This window comes from Hydrogenophaga sp. FW305-3-2-15-A-LB1, assembly GCF_058787875.1.
In genome coordinates, this window is record NZ_JBYTAE010000009.1 from 64,906 (window position 1) to 86,076 (window position 21,171).

Below are 21,171 nucleotides of genomic sequence, written 5' to 3' on the forward strand. Positions count from 1 at the left end.
GCTTGATGCGCTTCTCGTTGTACCAGCGGAGGGTCGTTGCCGGTCCGATGAGGTCAATGACGTGAGGTTCTTCACAACGCCGGGGCTTTACGGCTTGCAACACCCCAATCTTCTGAAAACTCACTACCCTGTATGTTTGGCTGCGACGTCAACGCACAGAGCGCCCTCGTGGATCTGGAACTCCCTATCTTGAATGGAAGCAACGACCCATGACTGCAAGTGACCACAAGTCAGTTGGTGCGGCAGCGCACCGAGCAGATGAGCAACGCGCACGCGAGCGGTTCTGGCACGGATTCTCTTTGCGCCGCCGTCTGATGTTGTTGGGCGTGGCAACGATTCTCCCGTTCTGTCTTTTTGCAACAGCCGCATTCGTCGTGATGCTTCATCAACAGAAGCAGCAGGTCGAACAAGCGACGCTTGGCATGACTCAAGCGCTTGCAGCTGCCATCGACGCGCGAATGCAGCGGACGGTGGCTACGCTGGAGGCCTTTTCGTTGGCTCAGTCCATGCAGGACGCTGAAGCCGCCCAGCTTCCGTCGGTACATGCGGCCGCGCGGGCGCTTCGTGCCGCGCGGCCGGATTGGCGAGGCGTCGTACTGGCAAACCCGGATGGCTCCATCGTTTTCGGCAGCGAGAGCCCGTTTGGGAGTGGCATGCGCCAGTCCATGGAAGGCTCAAGCGTTGCGGATGTGGTGCGTACCCAAGCGCCCATGGTGGGCCCGATGGTCGCGGGCCCTCGAGGCAACGTGGGCTACACCGTGCGCATTCCTGTTCTGCGCGCAGGCGAGGTCCGGTACGTGCTGACGGCCATCGTGAGTACCGACTCCATCCTGGAAGTCATTCAGCGCCAAGCGCTGCCGGGAGATTGGGTGGTGTCCGTCTTTGACTCCAACATGAAGCGGGTGGCCCGCTCCAAAGACCACGGCAAATACTTCGGCACGCCACCGAGTCCCTCGCTCCAGACCATGCTCGCGGAGTTGGGCGACAGGAAGGAGGGGGTAGGGATGACGTCCACCATGGAGGGGGATGAGGCCTACACGGCGGTCTCGCGGATCGAGCGCACGGGGTGGACGATTGCGCTCGGCGCATCTTCAGAGATCGCACACGCCGCACTCTGGCGGGCCGCGTGGCTCTACCTGGCCGGCTTGCTGCTTTCGCTCGCGCTGGGGGGCTTGCTCTTCTGGCTGGTCAGCCGGTCAATCACTGTTCGCGCTCAGGCCTTGCGCGATGGCGCGGTCGCGCTGGGAAAGGGAGCTCCTTTGCTTCCTCCGACAAAAGGGCTGCCGGACTTTGACGAGGTCTCCTTTGCGCTTTGGACGGCGGGTCAGGAGCGTTCACGCGCTGAAAATGAGCGGGAAAGCCTGCTGCGCTCCGAGATATGTTCACGTGCAGTGGCCGAGGCGACAAGAGGGCGGCTCCAGATGTTGCTGACAGCGACGTCTTCGCTGACGCAATCGCTCGATGAGACGAGCACGATCAACGCGATCGCCGCGGCGGTGGTTCCCGGTGTTGCCGACATTCTGCGCATCGATATCTTGAGTCCGGATGGAGCGCCGGCGCGAAAGCTCACTTTCCACGTGGATCCCGTGCGGTTGGAGGCCATTGAGAAAATCGTTCAATCCGGATCCCTGTCGGCCACGGTGCACGGCTCGCTGTCGTGGGTGGTCGCTTCGGGACGCGAATACGTGCATCACTTCGAACTTGGCGGTGTGTCGAAGATCGAGGACCCGCTGTACCGCCAGTTTGCGGAGGTGTCCGACATGAAGGCGATCTGCGCCGTGCCCCTGATGGCAAGGGACCGTGTCATAGGGGCCATGGCGGCCATCCAGGTCGATTCCGAACGCCGTTTCGAGGCGGACGACGTGGCCTTGTTCAGCGAGTTGGGACGGCGCGCAGCCCTCGCGCTGGACAACGTCCGGCTGTACTCGGAGTGCAACAGCGCGCTGGACAAGGCCAACGCCGCGAGCAAGGCGAAAGATGATTTCCTGGCGATGCTGGGCCACGAGTTGAGGAATCCGCTCTCGCCTATTCTCACGGCCATCGAGATCATGAAACGCCGCGATGGCGCAGCGTTTGTCCGAGAGCGAGAGATCATCGAACGGCAGGCTACACACCTGACGCACCTGGTTGATGACCTGCTCGACGTTTCCAGGATCGTCGCCGGCAAGATACAGCTTCAGCTCGAGCAGGTGGACCTTCGTCTTGTGGCCTGGCGGGCCATCGAAGTCACCCAACCTCTTTTTGATCGACGTGCTGAGCCGGTCGTCCAAGCCGAATCTGAGCCGATCTTCGTGAGCGGCGACTTTTTGCGGCTCGCTCAAGTGGTTGGCAATCTCCTGAGCAATGCCGCGAAATTCAGCGAGCCCGACCAGCCTGTCACCATCTGGATTCAGCGCGGGACGAGCGAAGCCATGCTCACAGTGGAAGATGGCGGGACGGGCATTCCCGACGACCTGTTACCGCAGGTGTTCGACCGCTTTTTTCAAGGCGAGCAAAGTTTGCAGAGGTCCAAGAGCGGCTTGGGTCTTGGTCTGACCATTGCAAGAAGCATTGTTGAACTTCATGGCGGCAACATCAAGGCCGATCACGGCCATGAGGGTCATGGAACACGGGTCACGGTCTCTCTTCCTCTTGCGTGTCCTGCTGGTGCAAGGTTAGAGGCATGCGGGGAAGCAGCACCCCGGCAACACAATGGGACCCCTGCCCGAGTGCTGATCGTGGACGACAACGCGGACGCGGCCCACACGCTGGCCAGTCTGCTGACGCTGGCCGGACACGAGGTCAGAACTGCGCTGCACGCAGAAGAATGCCTTGCCATGGTGGCGGACCGCGCCCCTGACGTCTGCATCGTGGACATCGGCCTGCCCGGCATGGATGGCTATGAGCTGGCACGCCGACTCAAGGCCGAGCCCGCGACACGGTCCCTTCACCTGATTGCGCTGACCGGCTACGGGCAGCCCTCTGATCGTGAAAAGGCGCTCCGCTGCGGCTTTGATGACCACATGACGAAACCCGTCCATATCAACGCGCTGGAGACCGCGCTAGACGCCATTGGCCTGAGGTCATCCTGATGCAAGGAGGACGTATTTGCTAGTGCAGCAAATGCCCTGGCAGATCGAGCGTGAAAATGCAGCCGATCCCTGGGACGTCCTTGACCGTCAACGTACCCATATCCGCCTCGACGCTTTGCCTTGCGATGGAAAGTCCAAGTCCCATTCCAGCCATACGGCCTGTGTTGTGGGCGAAGGGAATGAACATCTTCTTTTCCTCACCCAGGGTCAGACCGCCGCAGTGATCGGCCACGCTGATCAGTATCCGGTTGCCGGCCGCGCGTGCGCTCAGGCGGACGACGGTATCGGACTGGGTGAACTTGAATGCGTTTTGAATGACGTTGGCCAGTGCCGCATGAAGCAGCTCCTTGTTCCCACTGAGAGCCAAAGTCGGATCGACGGCCTGGACTTCGAATCTGCATCTGACCAGGTTCACATCGAGGCGGGCCCACAGATCGACGTCCGAGATGAACGTCGCCAGGCTGAACAGCTGACGCTCCTGAGGTTTTGAAGCGCTGACTTCCGAGATGGTTCTGCCAATCTGTAGCGCCAGTGCGGCCAGACTGCGCTTGAGAATGGCACCTGTGGCGCCGCTGATGGGCATGTTTCCCAGCTCAAGGGCACGCACTGCCAGCGTGGCTGTTCCCAGCGAGTTCCTCAGCTCATGCACTAAAAAGCCGAGGCGCTGCTTTTCTTCCGCAACATGCAGACCAGCGATCTGAGCGTCTCGTCGGGCGCTGAACTCCGAGACAGCGCCCGCGATGGCGTTGTCCAGACAACGATTCAAGGTACGAAATTCGGTGACGGCAAAGGGGGCATCACGCTCAAATGCCAGGTCGGTGATGGCTTGGCAGAGATCCCCATAGTCGTGCACGACCTGATCGACCGTGTAACCCAGGTCGAGCAGTTCTTTGCCATGCCGGGTAGCACTCATACCAATTTCCGACAGGCGCAGTGCGCCTCCTCCGGAAGGTCCGGATATCCGGGTGCTCAGCTCTTGCTTGTCCTCGTCTTCCGCCTTGAGCGTGCGGATGAGCTGGTCCAGAAACATCGGTATCCCATGCGACAACTGTTGATCAGTGGCCGCACGTTGAGGGCGCTGTGCCACCTTGTGTTTGCACCTTGCTGTGAGCTCCTCACGGTTGTTTTCAAGAAATTGGTACATGGATACCTCAGTGAAAATGCACCAGGGATCATTGCGAGAGGGGGGGGCGGATAAAAACTTGAACTGGTTATGTGCCACAGGTCCGAGGCTCTCCCTGTATTCGATGGGGCGGAGAGCGCCCAGGCAGATCTTGATCCGTTTCTTGTTGCACCAACGGGTGTAGGAGTCGAGCGCTCCAGTGCGCTGCTCTCATAAAACTCCTTAAGCGAGGTACGCAGGTGCTGATCGGGTCAAACTCTTTGAGAGCCGCGTTCAGCATCCGCTCGTTGGCTTGTTCGTTAAGCCTTGCAGAGGCGCGCAAACCTGCGACCTCAGGAATTGCGATGGCTATGAGGATGGCAAGCACGCAACCTATGCTTGAACCCACGCAGCCGGCTTCGAGCTAGTAAGGCTGCACCATGGAATAAATTGACACATTACTGTTCAACAGTGCGCGTTCGTCACTGCATTGATAAACAGCAAATGCAGCAAGCGATGCGTTTGCTAAAAACTTGCGGTGCCCATTCGCATGCCGTTGGGGTCTTGCGATGCAACTGCCAGTGCGCTCCTAGCCATTCAAATGCAGTCCCTCGCTAGCGCGGCACGACTGACCGCATCCGCGTAGCCGACCTACAGCGCGCGGCTGAGAAGCTATGGCGTTAGGCCAGTTGCAGTAACTAGCGTCCGCCAGTAGCAGAACTATGGCGGGAGTTGCAGTTACTTTGGCGGCCTACGCGTCAGGTCCCAGGTCAGACGTCGATGTTGCCCGCGCGCAGCGCGTTGGTCTCGATGAAGTCGCGGCGCGGTTCCACCTCGTCGCCCATCAGCATGGTGAACACGCGATCGGCTTCGATCGCGTCGTCGATCTGCACGCGCAGCAGGCGGCGCACGTTCGGGTCCATGGTGGTTTCCCACAGCTGCTCGGGGTTCATCTCGCCCAGGCCCTTGTAGCGCTGGCGGCTGGTGGTGCGCTCGGCTTCGCTGATGAGCCAGCGCATGGCCTGGCGGAAGTCACCGACCTTCTCTTCCTTCTGCTTGTCGCCCTCGCCACGCATCACCTTGGCGCCTTCGCCCAGCAGGCCACGGAAGGTGTCGGCGGCGGTGGCCAGCGCGGCGTAGTCGGCGCCGTGCACGAAGTCCTGCGTGAGCACGCTGCTCTTGATGTTGCCGTGGTGGCGGCGGCTGATGCGCAGGATGGGTTTGTCGGTGCGCACGTCGAACTCGGCCGCCACTTCGGCGGGCACGCCGGTGGTGGCCAGTTCGCGCAGCTTGGCCTGCAGCGAGACCGCGCTGACCTCGGCCTGCTCCACGCTGTCGAGGTTGAGCGCCACGCCATCGGCGATCGCGCGCAGGGCCTCGGCGTCCATGAAGTTGGACAGGCGCGCGATCACGCTCTCGGCGATCTGGTGCTTGCGCGCCAGCTCACCCAGGGTGTCGCCGCTGAGCGTGGTCTGCGTGGCGCCGCCGGTGAACACGCTGGCATCCTTCAAGGCGATGCGCAGCAGGAAACCGTCGAGCGCGGAAGCGTCCTTCAGGTACAGCTCTTCCTTGCCGGCCTTGACCTTGTAGAGCGGCGGCTGCGCGATGTAGATGTGGCCGCGCTCGACGAGCTCGGGCATCTGGCGGTAGAAGAAGGTCAGCAGCAGGGTGCGGATGTGCGCGCCGTCCACGTCGGCGTCGGTCATGATGATGATGCGGTGGTAGCGCAGCTTGGCGACGTTGAAGTCGTCCACGCCGGCCGTGCCGCCCGCGCCCGTGGCCTTGCCGATGCCGGTGCCCAGCGCGGTGATGAGTGTGAGAATTTCGTTGCTGGTCAGCAGCTTCTCGTAGCGCGCCTTCTCCACGTTCAGGATCTTGCCGCGCAGCGGCAGGATCGCCTGGAACTTGCGGTCGCGGCCCTGCTTGGCCGAGCCGCCGGCGGAGTCACCCTCCACGATGTAGATCTCGCACAGCGCCGGGTCTTTTTCCTGGCAGTCGGCGAGCTTGCCGGGCAGGCCCATGCCGTCGAGCACGCCCTTGCGGCGCGTCATTTCGCGGGCCTTGCGCGCGGCTTCACGGGCGCGCGCGGCTTCGACGATCTTGCCGCAGATGATCTTGGCGTCGTTCGGGCGTTCCTGCAGGTAGTCGGCCAGCAGGCGGCTCACGATGTCTTCGACCGGGCCACGCACTTCGCTGGAGACCAGCTTGTCCTTGGTCTGGCTGGAGAACTTGGGCTCGGGCACCTTGACCGACAGCACGCAGCACAGGCCTTCGCGCATGTCGTCGCCGGTGACTTCCACCTTGGCCTTCTTGGCCAGCTCGTGCTCTTCGATGTACTTGTTGATCACCCGCGTCATGGCCGCGCGCAGGCCGGTGAGGTGGGTGCCGCCGTCGCGCTGCGGGATGTTGTTGGTGAAGCACAGCACCTGCTCGTTGTAGCCGCTGTTCCACTGCATCGCGACTTCCACGCCGATGTTGGTGCCCTGGTCGCTCTGGCGGTCGCCCATGGCGTGGAACACGTTGGGGTGCAGGACGGTCTTGCCCTTGTTGATGAAGTCGACGAAGCCCTTGACGCCGCCGGCGCCGGAGAAGTCGTCTTCCTTGCCGCTGCGCTCGTCCTTTAGGCGGATGCGCACGCCGTTGTTCAGGAAGGAGAGTTCGCGCAGGCGCTTGGACAGGATCTCGTAGTGGAAATCGGCGTTCTCGCGGAAGATCTCGTAGTCGGGCAGGAAGTGCACCTCGGTGCCGCGCTTCTCGGTGGCACCGGTGACGCGCATGGGCGAGATCTCCACGCCGGTGGGCGTGGTCTCGATCACGCGGTTCTGCACGAAGCCGCGCGCGAACTCGAGCAGGTGCACATGGCCTTCGCGGCGCACGGTGAGGCGCAGCCACTGCGAGAGCGCGTTCACGCAGCTCACGCCCACGCCGTGCAGGCCGCCCGAGACCTTGTAGCTGTTCTGGTTGAACTTGCCGCCGGCGTGCAGTTCGGTCAGCGCAATCTCGGACGCCGAGCGCTTGGGCTCGTGCTTGTCGTCCATCTTCACGCCGGTGGGGATGCCGCGGCCGTTGTCCACCACGCTGATGGAGTTGTCGGTGTGGATGGTCACCACGATGTCGTCGCAGTGGCCGGCCAGGGCTTCGTCGATGGAGTTGTCGACCACCTCGAACACCAGGTGGTGCAGGCCGGTGCCGTCGGACGTGTCGCCGATGTACATGCCCGGGCGCTTGCGCACGGCTTCCAGGCCTTCCAGGATCTGGATCGAGCCTTCGCCATAGCCCTCGCTGGCACCGGCCTGGTGGGCGTCGATGGTGGGCTGGAAATTGGAGCTTTCGGCTTGCGCCTCACCGGTGTTGACGGATTCGGCGGGCTTGTTGGCGTCGGACATGGTGGAATTTCTCGATCTCAGTAAACGCCAAACCCGCGGTGTTCGCGGGTTTGGAATGCGGGAGCAACCAGGGGGTTGGACCTCAGATGCGCATCGGCATGACAACGTATTTGAAGGCGTTGTCGTCGGGGTTGGTGACCAGCGCGGAGCTGTTGCCGTCGGACAGCTCGATGCGGACCATCTCCTGCGACATGTTCTGCAGCGCGTCGATCAGGTAGGTCACGTTGAAGCCGATCTCGATGGTGTCGCCACCGTAGTCGATGTCGAGTTCGTCCACGGCCTCTTCCTGTTCGGCGTTGCTCGAGGCCACGCGCAGCACGCCGGGCTCGACGTTCAGGCGCACGCCCTTGAACTTCTCGCTGGTCATGATGGCGGTGCGCTGCAGGCTGGCCAGCAGGGGCGCGCGGCCCAGGGTGACGATGTTCTTGTGGTTCTTGGGAATCACGCGGTTGTAGTCGGGGAACTTGCCCTCGACCAGCTTGGTGACGAACTCCATGCCGTCGAAGCTGAACTTGGCCTGGTTGGCCGCGAACTGCATCTCGATCGCGCCTTCCTTGTCGGACAGCAGGCGCTGCAGTTCGAGCACGGTCTTGCGCGGCAGGATGACTTCCTGCTTGGGCACTTCCACGTCCAGCGTGCTGGAGGCGAAGGCCAGGCGGTGGCCGTCGGTGGCGACCAGGCTGAGCTGCTTGCCTTCGGCCACGAACAGGATGCCGTTGAGGTAGTAGCGGATGTCGTGCACCGCCATCGCGAACGAGACCTGGCTCAGCAGGCTCTTGAGCGTCTTCTGCGGCACCGAGAACACGGGGCCGAAGCTGGCCGATTCCTGCACCAGCGGGAAATCTTCGGCGGGCATGCTCTGCAGCGTGAAGCGGCTCTTGCCGCCCTTGAGGATCAGCTTGCCGGCGTTCGATTCCAGGCTCACGGTCTGGTCGCCCGGCATGGTGCGCAGGATGTCGATCAGCTTGCGCGCGCCCAGCGTGGTGGCGAAGTTGCCGCTGTCGCCGTCGAGTTCGGCGGTGGTGCGGATCTGGATTTCCAGGTCGCTGGTGGTCAATTGCACCTGCGAGCCGGTCTTGCGAAGCAGGACGTTGGCCAGGATCGGCAGGGTGTGGCGGCGTTCCACGATGCCCGCGACCGATTGCAGCGCGGCCAAAACCTTGTCCTGGGTCGATTTCAAAACGATCATGTCAGACTCTTTCTTCTCTGGTTGCTTGTCGGCCGGTTCCTGCCTCCCGGTTGGCCCTTTTCATTGTTTGGGCCAAATCCTCGCTATTTTCGCCTTTTTGTGAGCGGCTTCCGCAAAACGGCCCCCGGGTCTTCCCGCTCATCCCTTGAGCGTCTGTTCCAGCACGTGCAACTGCTGGTTCAGCTCGGTGTTCTGCTGGCGCTCGGCCGCGATCTTGCGCACCGCGTGCAGCACGGTCGTGTGGTCGCGCCCGCCGAACAGTTCGCCGATTTCGGGCAGGCTCTTCTGGGTCAGTTCCTTGGCGATGAACATGGCGATCTGGCGCGGCCGCGCAATGCTGGCCGGGCGCTTCTTGCTGTACATGTCGGCAACCTTGATCTTGTAGAAATCCGCCACCGTCTTCTGGATGTTCTCCACGCTGATCTGCCGGTTCTGGATCGACAGCAGGTCCTTGAGCGCGTCGCGCGCGAGCTGGATCGAGATTTCCTTCTGGTTGAAGCGCGAATAGGCCAGGATCTTGCGCAGCGCGCCTTCGAGCTCGCGCACGTTGGAGCGCACGTTCTTGGCCACGAAGAAAGCCACTTCCTCGGGCATGACGGCGTTCTCCACCGCCGCCTTGTTGATCAGGATGGCCACGCGCATCTCCAGCTCGGGCGGCTCGATGGCCACCGTGAGGCCCGAGTCGAAGCGCGAGACCAGCCGTTCGTGGATGTCGGCCAGGCCCTTGGGGTAGGTGTCGCTGGTCAGCACGATGTGGCTCTTCTTGGCCAGCAGCGCCTCGAAGGCGTTGAAGAACTCCTCCTGGGTGCGCTCCTTGTTGGCGAAGAACTGCACATCGTCGATCAGCAGCAGATCGAGCGAGTGGTAGCGTTCCTTGAACTCATCGAAAGTCTTGCGCTGATAGGACTTGACCACATCGGAGACGAACTGCTCGGCGTGGATGTACAGAACTTTGGCCTGTGGACGGTCGGCCAGCAGGTGGTTGCCGATGGCATGCACCAGGTGGGTCTTGCCCAGGCCGACGCCGCCGTAGATGAACAGCGGGTTGTACAGCTGGCCCAGGCTGCCGGCCACGTGCATGGCCGCGGCGCGCGCCATGCGGTTGGCCGAGCCCTCGACCAGGGTGGAAAACGCGAGCGCCGGGTTCAGCCGGGTCTTGGGGCCGCTGGGCGCGGCGACCTCGGCCGGCGCCAGGTCGGGCAGCTCGGACAGCACCTGGTCTTGCACCGTGCGCGGCGCTGGCGACGTGCGGCTGGGCGTTTCGCGCGGAGCAAGCACCAACTCCAGTGTCACCGGGACCCCCTGGAGGGTCTCCAGCAGGGCCGAAATGCGGGACGCGTACTGGGCCCGGATCCAGTCCATCTTGAACCGGTTGGCCACGGCCACGACCACCTTGGAACCGTCGGGCGCGACGGTGGCGGTCAGGGGCCGGATCCAGGTGTTGAACTGTTGTTCGGGGATCTCTTGCGCGAGCCGGTCCAGGCAGGTGGACCAGAGCGAGAGGGCGTCCGGCCGGGGAGCGGTCAGGGACGCATCAGGGGGAATGCCCTCGATCATGCTGGGAGCGGTGAAGCCGTTGTGGTTGTGGACAAATGTCTCGGGGCAATCCGACGATTGTAGTGCGCGCCGCGACTTATCCACAAGGCAGGGAAATCACCGTTGGCAGGGGGTGGGCAGTCGGTGGCCAAGCCCGCCCGCTTGAAGTGATGCGGCGGCTCCCACCGCCAAGTGCTTGCCGGACATCGGGTTTATTTGCGATAATTGCGGGTTTCCCCGATTTCTACAGAGCACCATGAAACGCACTTACCAGCCCTCCAAGATCCGCCGCGCCCGCACCCACGGCTTCCTCGTCCGCATGAAAACCCGCGGGGGCCGTGCCGTGATCAACGCCCGCCGCGCCAAGGGCCGCAAGCGCCTGGCCGTCTGAGGCTGCGCGTGTTCTGCCGGCGCCGACTCGCCCGGCTCCCTCACCGCGTGACCCGGACGGTTCAGCGGTGACCCAGCGGCTGCGGTCCCGGCAACAGTTCCAGGCCGTCATGGCGGGCGCCCCCGTGGCCAAGACCCCTCACTTTGCCCTGCACCGCGCCGCGCTTTCCAGCGCGCACGAGGGCAGGGCCTTGTTTCCCGTGGCCGACGCCTGGGTGGGGGTGCTGCTGCCCAAACGCTGGGCCAAGCGCGCCGTCACGCGCAATGCGATCCGCCGTCAGATCTACGAAGTCGCCCGCCACCGGGCCGCGAGCCTGCCCCAGGCGGCGCTCGTGGTGCGCCTGCGCAGCGAGTTCAGCCGCCAGCAGTTCGTCAGCGCCACCTCCGACGCGCTCAAGCGCGCGGTGCGCGCCGAGCTGGAGCAGCTGCTCGCGCCGCCGCGTTCCGCGCCACGCGCGGCGCCGCCTGCGGAGATCCGACATGCTGTCTGACTGGCCGCGCCAGGGCCTGCTGGGCCTGGTCAAGGGATACCGTCTGCTGCTCAGCCCGTGGCTCGGCAGCGGTTGTCGTTTCGAACCTTCCTGCTCGCTCTACGCCATCGGTGCGCTGGAGCGCCATGGTGCCCTGGGCGGCACCTGCCTCACGCTGCGGCGCCTGGTCCGCTGCCACCCGTGGTGCGACGGTGGCCATGACCCGGTGCCCGCCTCCCTGCCCACGCTGTTCTCCAGCCTGATTTCACCTTCCTGCGAAAAGAAGAACCCGTCATGAATGACATCCGTCGGTCCATCCTGTGGGTGGTTTTTGGTCTGTCGATGGTCCTCATCTGGGACAAGTGGCAGATTCACAATGGCCACAAGCCCACCTTCTTCCCCGGCGCCGCGCCGGCCGTGACCGCGCCCGCCGCGTCCACCAGCCAGCCGGCCGGCGGCAGTGGCAGCAACGCCGGCGTGCCGACGGCGGCGCAGAGCGGTGCGACGCCGGTCGGCGAAACCCCGGCCGCAGCGCCCGGCGCCGTGGCCCAGCGCCACGAAGTCACCACCGATCTGTTCAAGCTGGTGTTCAACAGCGAAGGCGGTTCGTTGATCGGCGCCGAGCTGCTCAAGCACGCCGAGGCCACCGGCCAGAGCAAGGACAAGACCGAGCGCCCGTTCACGCTGCTGGCCCAGGGTGGCGAGCACATCTACGTGGCCCAGACCGGCCTGATCGGTGGCAACTTCCCCACCCACAAGACGCCGATGGCGCTGGTGGGCAACCCCACCACCCTGGCCGACGGCCAGAACGAGTTGCAGGTGCGCTTTGAATCGGCCGAGGTCGGCGGTGTGAAGCTGGTCAAGACCTACACCTTCACGCGCGGCCGCTACGACATCGGCGTGCAGCACGAGGTGCAGAACGTGGGCAGCCAGGCGGTCACGCCCCAGCTCTATCTGCAGCTGGTGCGCGACGGCAGCAAGCTCAGCAGCGAAACCCCCTTCTACTCGACCTTCACCGGGCCGGCGGTCTACACCGCGGAGAAGAAGTACCAGAAGATCGAGTTCGCCAACATCGAGAAGAACAAGGCCGAGTTCGTCAAGTCGGCGAGCGACGGCTATGTGGCGATGGTGCAGCATTACTTCGCCTCGGCCTGGCTGCTGGGCGATGGCGTCGCGCGCGAGAACTTCGCGCGCAAGATCGACAACAACCTGTTCGCTGTGGGCAGCATCACCGCGCTGACCGCCATCGAACCGGGCCAGAGCCAGAGCCAGCAGTCGCGCCTGTTCCTGGGCCCCCAGGAAGAGAAAGTGCTCGAGACCATCGCCCCCGGCCTGGAACTCGTGAAGGACTACGGCTGGCTCACCATCCTGGCCAAGCCGCTGTACTGGCTGTTGGAGAAGATCCACGGCTACGTGGCGAACTGGGGCTGGTCCATCGTGCTGCTGGTGGTGCTGATCAAGGCCGCGTTCTACTGGCTCAACGCCAGCGCGTACCGCAGCATGGCCAAGATGAAGAAGATCAATCCCCGCATCATGGAAATGCGCGAGCGCCTCAAGGGCAACCCGCAGCAGATGCAGCAGGAGATGATGAAGATCTACCGCGAGGAAAAGGTCAACCCGCTGGGGGGCTGCTTCCCCATCCTGATCCAGATCCCCGTGTTCATCGCGCTCTACTGGGTGCTGCTGTCCAGCGTGGAAATGCGCAACGCGCCCTGGGTGGGCTGGATCACCGACCTGTCCTCGCCCGACCCGTACTTCATCCTGCCCCTGGTGATGGCCGTGACCACGCTGATCCAGACCGCGCTCAACCCGCTGCCGCCGGACCCGCTGCAGGCCAAGCTGATGTGGCTGATGCCGCTGATGTTCTCGGTCATGTTCTTCTTCTTCCCGTCCGGCCTGGTGCTGTACTGGATCACGAACAACGTGCTGACCATCGCGCAACAGGCCGTGATCAACAAGAGCATGGGCGTGCCGCTGAAGTTCAGCATGCCGAATTTCAAGGCCTGACCCCGTGATCGGATGACCCCCTGCGCCGCTGACGCGGCTTCCCCCTAAAAGGGGGACGGCGTCTTGGGGCGGCGGAGCCGGACCCTCGACGACTCTGGAGGGTGTGTTTCTCGTCTGTGAAGGGCCTGCGTTGCAGGCCCTTTGTCTTTTATGCTCGCCTCCTATGCTCGCTGCCTCGCGTGACCCCATCGTTGCCATCGCTACCGCGCCCGGTCGTGGGGCCGTGGGCATCGTGCGGGTGTCGGGACGGGGCCTGGCGGCCTTTGTCTTGGCCCTGCTGGGGCGCGACCTGAGGCCGCGCGAGGCGACCTACCTGCCCTTGGCCGATGCCACGGGCCAGCCCATCGACCACGGCCTGGCCCTGTGGTTTCCCGGCCCGCACTCCTACACCGGCGAAGACGTGCTCGAGCTGCAAGGCCACGGTGGGCCGGTGGTGTTGCAGTTGCTGCTGGCGCGCTGCCTGGAGGTGGCGCGCGACACCGCGCCCACGCTGCGGCTGGCGCGCGCGGGCGAGTTCACCGAACGCGCCTTCCTCAACGACAAGCTCGACCTCGCGCAGGCCGAGGCGGTGGCCGACCTGATCGATGCCAGCACCGAAGCCGCCGCGCGCAGCGCCTCGCGTTCGCTGGCCGGTGTGTTCTCGGGCCGCGTGCACACGCTGCGCGACGCGCTGGTGAACCTGCGCATGCTGGTCGAGGCCACGCTGGACTTCCCCGAGGAAGACATCGACTTCCTGCAGAAGGCCGATGCCACGGGCCAGCTGCAACGGCTGCGCGACGCGTTGGCCGAGGTGCAGGCCCAGGCGCGCCAAGGCGCCTTGCTGCGCGACGGTTTGCAGGTCGTCATCGCGGGCCAGCCCAACGCGGGCAAGAGTTCGCTGCTCAATGCCCTGGCCGGGGCCGAGCTGGCCATCGTCACACCCGTGGCCGGCACCACGCGCGACGTGGTGCAGCAGACGATCCAGATCGAGGGCGTGCCGCTGCACGTGATCGACACCGCCGGCCTGCGCGACAGCCCCGATGTGGACGAGGTCGAGAAGATCGGCATCGAGCGCGCCTGGGAGCGCATTCAGCGCGCCGACGCGGTGCTGTTCCTGCACGACCTCAGCCGCAGCGAAGGGGCGGACTACCAGACGGCCGATGCCTCGATCGCGGCCAGCCTGGCCAGCACCCTGCCCGCCGACGTGCCGGTGCTGCACGTCTGGAACAAGCTGGACCAGGCGCCCGCCGCGGCCGTGATGGACGCGCAGGCCGACACACTGGCGATCTCGGCCAAACACGGCACCGGCCTGGAGGCCTTGCGCCAGCGCCTGCTGAGCCTGGCGGGCTGGCAGCACGCGGGCGACGGCCTGTTCATGGCGCGCGAACGGCACCTGCAGGCCTTGCGCCGCGTGGGCGATCACCTCGACGCCTCGCACGCCTTGCTGCAGGCGCGCGCGGAGCACCTGGACCTGCTGGCCGAGGAGCTGCGCCTGGCGCAACAGGCCCTGAGCGAGATCACCGGCGAGTTCACCGCCGACGACCTGCTGGGCGAAATCTTTTCGCGTTTTTGCATCGGCAAATGAAGCCAGCGCACCGCTCGGTGCCGCTCTGAGACCGCCGAGAGTGCAACTGTAAGCACGGGTAAGAACAGGCTTGCGCGCGCCGGTCGTGCGCGGTTATCTTGACCGCATGAACGCCCAGTTGCCCACGTCCGTGCGCTTTGACATTCAAGGCCTGGCCCAGTCCATGCGGCTGAGCAGCGCGCTGGACGCCGTGCCCCTGAACCTCAACGACCCCCAGTGGGTGCAGCTGGCCAACTACCTGCAGCCGGTGGCGCTGCAGCAGGGGCAGGTGCTGATCGAGCAAGGGGTGAAGGACCGCACGGTCTACTTCGTGGAGAGCGGCACCCTCACCGTGCACTACGAGGATTCGCGCGAGCGCGTGCGCATCGCCGTGGTCGGTGCGGGCTCCTTGCTGGGCGAGGGCGCGTTTTTCAGCCACCTGCCGCGCAGCGCCACGGTGCACGCGGGCAGCGATTGCCGGCTCTGGTGTCTGACCCCTTTGCGTTTTCGGGAACTCTCCTCGCGCCATCCCGATGTCGCGCTGGACCTCAGCGTGGCCATGTCGGCGGTGCTGGCTCGGCGCATGTACAACCGGCCCAAACGGGTCGCCGTGACCTGAGCGCCGCGGGCACGAACGGAATCAAGGCCGTCCTGTGTTGCTTTTTCAACCTTTTGCGCGCGCGTCCCTGGCGCACACTTTGCCCATGTCCTTGATGAGCTGGCTACAGGCCAAAAAATCCGCCACACCCGACAAGGGTCCTTTCACCCGTGCGCGCAAGAAGTTCAGCCAGACCACGCTGCCGCTGATCTCGCCGCGCCGCGGGCGCCGCATCCTGCGCCGTGAGCAGCTGTTCGCCGTGGTGCGCGAGTCGCTCATCCGCGCGGGCGTGTTGTCCACCAGTTACGAGTTCAAGGTGCTCACGCTGGACGCCAACGGCGACAGCTTCCTGGTGCTGGTCGACCTCGCGCTGCCCGCCAAGGCCATGCCCGATGAATACCTGCTGGAGATCGAGCGCTGGATCCAGCAGAGTGCCCAGACGCGGCACGAGATGGACGTGCGCTCCGTCTACTGGCGCCGCAAGGCCGTGCACGACCAGGTCGGCATGGCGCTCAAGGCCGCCGTGGCGGCCCAGACCCGCCGCGAGGCGGTGCCGATGACGCCGGGCCTGGTGCCTGAAGCCAAGGTCACCAGCCCGATGCCCAGCCCCACGGCCATTCCCCGGCCCGTCATGACGCCGTCGAGCGCGCCCGCGCAGGTGGTGGGGGAAGACGAGGTGGAGGCGTTTCGCCTTGCCTTGCAGAGCGTGGCCAAGCCACCCTACCGCTCCCCTGCTGAAGCGCAGGCGCAGCTGCCGGTGCCGGAGTCGCACAGCGATTTCGGGGCCTTGAGCGAAACCCAGTACGGCAAGCTCTGAGGGGCCGGCCGGTCGCTCAGTGGCCGGCGAAATCGAGCAGCGTGAAGAGCTTGAGGCCGGAGGCGCGCAGCTTCTCCGAGCCACCGAGTTCCGGCAGGTCGACGATGGCCGCGCCTTCCATCACTTGCGCGCCCAGCTTCTCCAGCAGCCGGCGCCCGGCCATCATGGTGCCGCCGGTGGCGATCAGGTCGTCGATCAGCACCACCCGGTCGCCTGCCTTCACGGCATCGGTGTGCAGTTCCACCGTCGCGCTGCCGTACTCCAGCTCGTAGGTTTCTTCCACCGTGGTGAAGGGCAGCTTGCCCTTCTTGCGGATCGGCACAAAGCCCACGCCCAGTTCGTAGGCCAGCACCGAGCCGATGATGAAACCCCGCGCATCGAGTCCGGCCACCACGGTGGGGCGCAGCGCCGTGTCCATGTAGCGGTGCACGAAGGTGTCGATCAGCACGCGAAAGACCTTGGGGTCTTGCAGCAGCGGCGTGATGTCGCGGAACTGCACGCCCGGCGCTGGCCAGTCGGGCACCGTGCGGATGTGGGATTTCAGGAAGGCGGAGGTGTCCATGGGCTCGGTCCGTGAGGGAGCGGCCATTATCTGCGGTGGCGCAAAAAAAAGCCCCGGCACAACGGCCGGGGCGCAGACCATGGCGACCCTTGTACAAAGCCATGGGCTGGAACGGGAGGCCGTGATCGGCCCTGGGCGCATTCTGATTTCCCGGGCCCGCTGCCCGCCAGGGCTTCCGGCGTGTGGTGCCTGCCAGCCGACGAAGTGGCGTGCTCAGCCCGAGAGCAGCTTCTCTTCGGCCAGGGCCAGCGCGGGCGCCTTGCCACTGATCACCACCGTGTCGCCGCTTTCGAACACCGTCTCGTCGCTCGGGGACTGGGGCTTGCCGCTGGCGCGGCGCAGGCTCACCACGCGCACGCCCACCGCGTGCAGCGCCAGGCTGCCCAGGGTCTTGCCGACGTTGCGGCCACCCGGGGGCAGGGTCACGGTGTTGAGGCGCTCGTGGTCGATCTCGTCGGCACCGTCGTCGTCGGCACCGTGGAAGTAGCCGCGCAGCAGGTTGTAGCGCGCATCGCGCTGGTCCTGCACCACGCGGATCACGCGCCGCATCGGCACGCCCACGAGCGCCAGCGCGTGGCTGGCCAGCATCAGGCTGGCTTCGATCGCCTCGGGCACGACCTCGGTGGCGCCGGCGGTGCGCAGTTTTTCCAGGTCCGCGTCGTCCACCGTGCGCACCACCACCGGCACGTGCGAAGCCTGCTCGTGCGCGTGGCGCAGCACCTTGAGCGCGCTGGGGGTGTCCAGGTAGGTCACCACCACGGCGCTGGCGCGGTGCAGGCCGGCGGCCATCAGGGCCTGCAGGCGCGCGGCATCGCCGAACACCACCGAATGGCCGGCGGCCGCGGCCTGCCGCACGCGGTCGGGGTCGAGGTCGAGCGCCATGTAGGGAATGTGTTCGGCCTCCAGCAGGCGCGCCAGGTTCTGGCCGCAGCGGCCGTAGCCGCAGATGATCACGTGCTTGTCGGCGTTGATGGCCTTGCGCGCGATGCTGGTCATCTGCACCGACTGCATCAGCCAGTCGCTGCCCACCAGGCGCGTGACGATGCTGTTGGCGTAGAGGATGGCGACCGGCGTGGCGAGCATGGAGATCACCATGCTGGCCAGGATGGGGTTGAACAGCTGCGGCGGCACCAGGTTGTTCTGGCCGGACAGCGTGAGCAGCACCAGGCCGAATTCGCCGGCCTGCGCCAGATAGAGACCGGTGCGCAGCGCCACGCCCATGGGGGCGCCGAAGGCGCGCGTGACGCCCGTGATGAGCGCGAGCTTGAACGCCATGGACACCGACAGCAGCAACAGCACCAGCGGCCAGCGGTCCAGCACCAGGCGCCAGTCCAGCATCATGCCGATGGTGATGAAGAACAGGCCCAGCAGCACGTCGTGGAAGGGCCGGATGTCGGTCTCCACTTGGTGCTTGAACTCGGTCTCCGAGATCAGCATGCCGGCCACGAAGGCGCCCAGCGCGAGCGAGAGCCCGGCGTGTTCGGTCAACCAGGCCAGGCCCAGGGTGATGAGCAGCAGATTGAGCATGAAGAGCTCGTCGCTCTTGCGGCGCGCCACCTGCGTGAGCCACCAGCGCATGAGCCGCTGCCCACCGGTGAGCAGCAGGCCGAGCAGCAGCACGGCCTTGAGCGTGGCCCAGCCCAGTGCGCGCAGCAGCTCTTCGGGTTCCGAGGCCAGGGCAGGGATGATCACCAGCAGAGGCACCACGGCCAGATCCTGGAACAGCAGGATGCCCAGCACGCGCTTGCCGTGCTCCGATTCCAGCTCCAGCCGCTCGGCGACCATCTTGATCACGATGGCGGTGCTGCTCATCGCCATCACGCCGCCCAGCGCCAGCGCGGTCTGCCAGGGCACGTTCCACCAGGTGGGCAAGGCCAGGGTGAGCAGCAGCGAGCCCACGGTGGTCAGCAGCACCGTCAACACCACCTGCGACATGCCCAGGCCGAACACGTGCCGCTTCATCGCGCGCAGCTTGGGCAGGCTGAATTCCAGCCCGATCACGAACATGAGGAACACCACGCCGAACTCGGCCAGGTAGCGCACACCGCTCGAGTTCTGCGCCAGCGCCAGCGCGTTCGGCCCGATCACCACACCCACGACCAGGTAGCCCAGCATCGGCGGCAGGCGCAAGGTGCGGCACGCCACCACGGCCAGCACGGCGGCCAGCAGATAGAGCAGGGCGAGGTCGAGCGAATTCATGAAGCGATGGTAATGGCTGACCCACCACGCGGCGGCGGGCCGGCGGCGATAATTGCGCCCATGACCCTGCCCCCTTCCTTCGACCCGGCCCGGGCCCTGACCCTGGCGCAGGAGACCCTGAGCATCGAGGCACAAGCCGTGACCGCTGTGGCCCAGCGCCTGGACGCGTCCTTCGTCCGAGCCATCGAACTGGTGCTGGGCATTCCCGGGCGCGTGGTGGTCATGGGCATGGGCAAGAGCGGCCACATCGGCCGCAAGATCGCCGCCACGCTGGCCTCCACCGGCACGCCGGCCATGTTCGTGCACCCGGCCGAGGCCAGCCATGGCGACCTGGGCATGATCACCAGCGCCGACATGGTGCTGGGCATCAGCAACAGCGGCGAAAGCGAAGAGCTCACGGCCATCCTGCCGCTCATCAAGCGCATGGGCGTGCCGCTGCTGGCCATCACCGGCCGGCCCGACTCCACACTGGGCCGCCACGCCAACGTGGTGCTCGATGCCTCGGTCGACAAGGAAGCCTGCCCGCACAACCTGGCCCCCACCGCCAGCACCACCGCCCAGCTCGCCCTCGGTGACGCGCTGGCCGTGGCCCTGCTCGACGCACGCGGTTTCAAGGCCGACGACTTCGCGCGCTCCCACCCCGGCGGCGCGCTCGGGCGCAAGCTGCTCACCCACGTGAGCGACGTCATGCGCAGCGGCGACGAGGCCCCGCGCGTGGGCCTGGACGCCGGCCTCATGGAGCTCATGCGCGAGATCAGCGCCAAGGGCCTGGGCATGACCGCCATCGTCGACAGCGGTGAGCGCGTGGTGGGCATCTTCACCGACGGCGACCTGCGCCGCCTGATCGAGAAGACCGGCAGCGGCGCCGACCTGCGCACCTTGGTGGCGCGCGACGTGATGCACCCCCAGCCGCGCACCGTGCGCCCGGACGCGCTGGCCGTGGAGGCCGCGGGTCTGATGGAAGCCAACCGCATCACCAGCGTGCTGGTGGTGGACGGCGCCGGACGCCTGCAGGGCGCGCTCAACAGCAACGACCTCATGCGCGCGAAGGTGATCTGAACGTGGAACCCCTGCGCCCGGTGCTGAGTTTCCCACCCGCCCTGTTGCTGCGCGCCCAGCCGGTGCGCGTGGTCTTCTTCGATGTGGACGGGGTGCTGACCGATGGCAGCCTGTATTTCAGCGAAGCGGGCGAAACGCTGAAACGCTTTCACACGCTCGACGGCCTGGGCCTGCAGCTGCTGAAGCGCGCCGGCATCACGCCGGCCGTGGTGAGCGGGCGCGACTCCGCCGCCCTGCGCCTGCGCCTGTCCGCCCTGGGCGTGGTGCATGCGCGCCTGGGCACCGAAGACAAGGCCCCGGCCGCCGAGGCCATCCTGGCCGAACTCGGCCTGGACTGGGGCGCCGCCGCCGCCATGGGCGACGACTGGCCCGACCTGCCCTTGCTGCGCCGCGCCGCGCTGGCCGCCGCCCCCCCCTCCGCGCACGCCGAGGTGCTCGCCGTGGCCCACCACGTCACCGAGCGCCAGCCCGGTGCGGGCGCCGTGCGCGAGCTGTGCGACCTGCTGCTGGTGGCCCAAGGCGCGTATGCCCGCGAGCTGGAGGCGGCCGCGCGGTGAGCACGTCCGACCCGCTCGATTTCTTCGACACCGTCGACCAGACGATCGATGCGCCGCGCGCGCCACGCCGCAAGCGCAAGCTGCTGGACAACCTCTCGATCTACCTGCCCGTGCTGCTCATGGGCCTGCTCGCACTCGCCTCCTACTGGCTGCTGCGCGCCACGCCGGCGCCCGAGTCGGCCGAACCCGAGCGCCCGGTGAGCACAGAGCCCGACTATTTCATGCGCCGCTTCTCGGTCAAGGCCTTCGATGCCAAGGGCACGCTCAAGACCGAGGTCAAAGGCGTGGAGGCTCGCCACTACCCCGCCACCGACATGGTCGAGATCGACGACGCGCGCATCCGCCACATCGGCGACCAAGGCCTGCCCACGCTGGCCACCGCGCGCCTGGTGACCACCAATGGCGACAACACCGAGTTCGTGCTCCGGGGCAACGCGGTGATCGTGCGCGAGGCCGGCAACGACCTGAATGGCCAGCCCCAGCCCCGGCTGGAGTTCCGCGGCGAGTTCCTGCACGTGTTCCTGGAGCCGGACCGCATCGTCTCCGACCAGCCCGTCACGCTGCTGCGCGGCAGCGACCGCCTGGTCGCCGACACCCTGGACTACACCGGCGAGGACCAGGTCGCGCGCTTCAAGGGCCGCGTGAAAGTGCAGCTGGCGCCGCGTTGAGCGCCCCACCCAGGCCC

The 21,171-nt window shown here is 65.8% G+C and carries 17 protein-coding genes; 11 read left to right on the plus strand and 6 right to left on the minus strand.

The features are described 5' to 3' along the window. Positions 1-209: 209 nt before the first annotated feature. Positions 210-3,071: a hybrid sensor histidine kinase/response regulator gene (locus AC3WPZ_RS04455; protein ID WP_492438399.1), complete on the plus strand. Its 2,862-nt coding sequence runs from the start codon at positions 210-212 to the stop codon at positions 3,069-3,071. Between the two features lie 19 nt (positions 3,072-3,090). Here AC3WPZ_RS04455 and AC3WPZ_RS04460 read toward each other — a convergent pair whose 3' ends face one another. From AC3WPZ_RS04460 to dnaA, 4 genes are all read right to left on the minus strand, one after another. After that, complete coding sequence (locus AC3WPZ_RS04460; protein WP_444688873.1) at positions 3,091-4,215, minus strand: sensor histidine kinase; 1,125 nt, start codon at positions 4,213-4,215, stop codon at positions 3,091-3,093. Between the two features lie 728 nt (positions 4,216-4,943). After that, positions 4,944-7,559, minus strand: a complete 2,616-nt coding sequence (gyrB, locus tag AC3WPZ_RS04465; RefSeq protein ID WP_382327959.1) for a DNA topoisomerase (ATP-hydrolyzing) subunit B — start codon at positions 7,557-7,559, stop codon at positions 4,944-4,946. Between the two features lie 82 nt (positions 7,560-7,641). Further along, positions 7,642-8,748 (minus strand): DNA polymerase III subunit beta, encoded by a 1,107-nt coding sequence (dnaN, locus tag AC3WPZ_RS04470; protein WP_297401592.1) that lies wholly within the window; start codon positions 8,746-8,748, stop codon positions 7,642-7,644. 138 nt (positions 8,749-8,886) lie between these two features. Continuing rightward, positions 8,887-10,305, minus strand: coding sequence for a chromosomal replication initiator protein DnaA (gene dnaA / locus AC3WPZ_RS04475; RefSeq protein ID WP_382152757.1), 1,419 nt, complete (start codon positions 10,303-10,305; stop codon positions 8,887-8,889). Between the two features lie 235 nt (positions 10,306-10,540). On the opposite strand from dnaA, the gene rpmH reads away from it, so the two are divergent. The 7 genes from rpmH to AC3WPZ_RS04510 all read left to right on the plus strand — a co-directional run bounded on the left by rpmH (position 10,541) and on the right by AC3WPZ_RS04510 (position 16,109). Beyond that, complete coding sequence (rpmH, locus tag AC3WPZ_RS04480) at positions 10,541-10,675, plus strand: 50S ribosomal protein L34 (protein WP_006299042.1); 135 nt, start codon at positions 10,541-10,543, stop codon at positions 10,673-10,675. Between the two features lie 67 nt (positions 10,676-10,742). Continuing rightward, complete coding sequence (gene rnpA / locus AC3WPZ_RS04485) at positions 10,743-11,165, plus strand: ribonuclease P protein component (RefSeq protein WP_382322375.1); 423 nt, start codon at positions 10,743-10,745, stop codon at positions 11,163-11,165. Continuing rightward, a complete protein-coding gene (gene yidD, locus AC3WPZ_RS04490; protein WP_492438401.1) occupies positions 11,155-11,442 on the plus strand; it encodes a membrane protein insertion efficiency factor YidD in 288 nt (95 codons plus the stop codon). Before rnpA ends, yidD begins: the two co-directional genes overlap by 11 nt. Continuing rightward, entirely contained in the window at positions 11,439-13,151 is a 1,713-nt protein-coding gene (yidC, locus tag AC3WPZ_RS04495; protein ID WP_444688875.1) for a membrane protein insertase YidC, read from the plus strand. Before yidD ends, yidC begins: the two co-directional genes overlap by 4 nt. A gap of 163 nt (positions 13,152-13,314) precedes the next feature. Next, positions 13,315-14,715 carry a tRNA uridine-5-carboxymethylaminomethyl(34) synthesis GTPase MnmE gene (mnmE, locus tag AC3WPZ_RS04500; protein WP_492436368.1) on the plus strand — a complete coding sequence of 467 codons (1,401 nt, stop codon included), beginning with the start codon at positions 13,315-13,317 and terminating at the stop codon, positions 14,713-14,715. Positions 14,716-14,821: 106 nt separating this feature from the next. Continuing rightward, a complete protein-coding gene (locus tag AC3WPZ_RS04505) occupies positions 14,822-15,313 on the plus strand; it encodes a cyclic nucleotide-binding domain-containing protein (RefSeq protein WP_382163815.1) in 492 nt (163 codons plus the stop codon). An 85-nt stretch (positions 15,314-15,398) separates the two neighbouring features. Continuing rightward, positions 15,399-16,109, plus strand: coding sequence for a hypothetical protein (locus AC3WPZ_RS04510; protein WP_444688877.1), 711 nt, complete (start codon positions 15,399-15,401; stop codon positions 16,107-16,109). Between the two features lie 16 nt (positions 16,110-16,125). Here the strand turns inward: AC3WPZ_RS04510 and AC3WPZ_RS04515 are convergent, their stop codons facing one another. Both AC3WPZ_RS04515 and AC3WPZ_RS04520 read right to left on the minus strand, forming a co-directional pair. Then, the gene (locus tag AC3WPZ_RS04515; protein WP_291115220.1) at positions 16,126-16,671 is read right to left on the minus strand and encodes an adenine phosphoribosyltransferase; all 546 of its coding nucleotides are present in this window, start codon (positions 16,669-16,671) and stop codon (positions 16,126-16,128) included. Positions 16,672-16,884: 213 nt separating this feature from the next. Next, positions 16,885-18,870 carry a monovalent cation:proton antiporter family protein gene (locus AC3WPZ_RS04520; protein ID WP_382322371.1) on the minus strand — a complete coding sequence of 662 codons (1,986 nt, stop codon included), beginning with the start codon at positions 18,868-18,870 and terminating at the stop codon, positions 16,885-16,887. A 60-nt stretch (positions 18,871-18,930) separates the two neighbouring features. Here AC3WPZ_RS04520 and AC3WPZ_RS04525 point away from each other — a divergent pair, with 60 nt between their 5' ends. The 3 genes from AC3WPZ_RS04525 to lptC are packed head-to-tail and all read left to right on the plus strand — an operon-like array spanning position 18,931 to position 21,154. After that, entirely contained in the window at positions 18,931-19,929 is a 999-nt protein-coding gene (locus AC3WPZ_RS04525; RefSeq protein ID WP_492438403.1) for a KpsF/GutQ family sugar-phosphate isomerase, read from the plus strand. Positions 19,930-19,940: 11 nt separating this feature from the next. After that, positions 19,941-20,486: a KdsC family phosphatase gene (locus AC3WPZ_RS04530; protein ID WP_492438407.1), complete on the plus strand. Its 546-nt coding sequence runs from the start codon at positions 19,941-19,943 to the stop codon at positions 20,484-20,486. Beyond that, complete coding sequence (gene lptC / locus AC3WPZ_RS04535; RefSeq protein WP_382152771.1) at positions 20,483-21,154, plus strand: LPS export ABC transporter periplasmic protein LptC; 672 nt, start codon at positions 20,483-20,485, stop codon at positions 21,152-21,154. The genes AC3WPZ_RS04530 and lptC overlap by 4 nt, the downstream gene beginning before the upstream one ends. Positions 21,155-21,171 lie beyond the last annotated feature (17 nt).

Coding starts and splice junctions, on each gene's coding strand:
- AC3WPZ_RS04525 (WP_492438403.1), top strand. CDS start 18,931: ATGACCCTGCCCCCTTCCTTCGACCCGGCCCGGGCCCTGACCCTGGCG.
- rpmH (WP_006299042.1), top strand. CDS start 10,541: ATGAAACGCACTTACCAGCCCTCCAAGATCCGCCGCGCCCGCACCCAC.
- yidD (WP_492438401.1), top strand. CDS start 11,155: ATGCTGTCTGACTGGCCGCGCCAGGGCCTGCTGGGCCTGGTCAAGGGA.
- gyrB (WP_382327959.1), bottom strand. CDS start 7,559: ATGTCCGACGCCAACAAGCCCGCCGAATCCGTCAACACCGGTGAGGCG.
- AC3WPZ_RS04520 (WP_382322371.1), bottom strand. CDS start 18,870: ATGAATTCGCTCGACCTCGCCCTGCTCTATCTGCTGGCCGCCGTGCTG.
- dnaA (WP_382152757.1), bottom strand. CDS start 10,305: ATGATCGAGGGCATTCCCCCTGATGCGTCCCTGACCGCTCCCCGGCCG.
- yidC (WP_444688875.1), top strand. CDS start 11,439: ATGAATGACATCCGTCGGTCCATCCTGTGGGTGGTTTTTGGTCTGTCG.
- dnaN (WP_297401592.1), bottom strand. CDS start 8,748: ATGATCGTTTTGAAATCGACCCAGGACAAGGTTTTGGCCGCGCTGCAA.
- AC3WPZ_RS04455 (WP_492438399.1), top strand. CDS start 210: ATGACTGCAAGTGACCACAAGTCAGTTGGTGCGGCAGCGCACCGAGCA.
- AC3WPZ_RS04460 (WP_444688873.1), bottom strand. CDS start 4,215: ATGTACCAATTTCTTGAAAACAACCGTGAGGAGCTCACAGCAAGGTGC.
- AC3WPZ_RS04510 (WP_444688877.1), top strand. CDS start 15,399: ATGTCCTTGATGAGCTGGCTACAGGCCAAAAAATCCGCCACACCCGAC.
- mnmE (WP_492436368.1), top strand. CDS start 13,315: ATGCTCGCTGCCTCGCGTGACCCCATCGTTGCCATCGCTACCGCGCCC.
- AC3WPZ_RS04515 (WP_291115220.1), bottom strand. CDS start 16,671: ATGGACACCTCCGCCTTCCTGAAATCCCACATCCGCACGGTGCCCGAC.
- AC3WPZ_RS04505 (WP_382163815.1), top strand. CDS start 14,822: ATGAACGCCCAGTTGCCCACGTCCGTGCGCTTTGACATTCAAGGCCTG.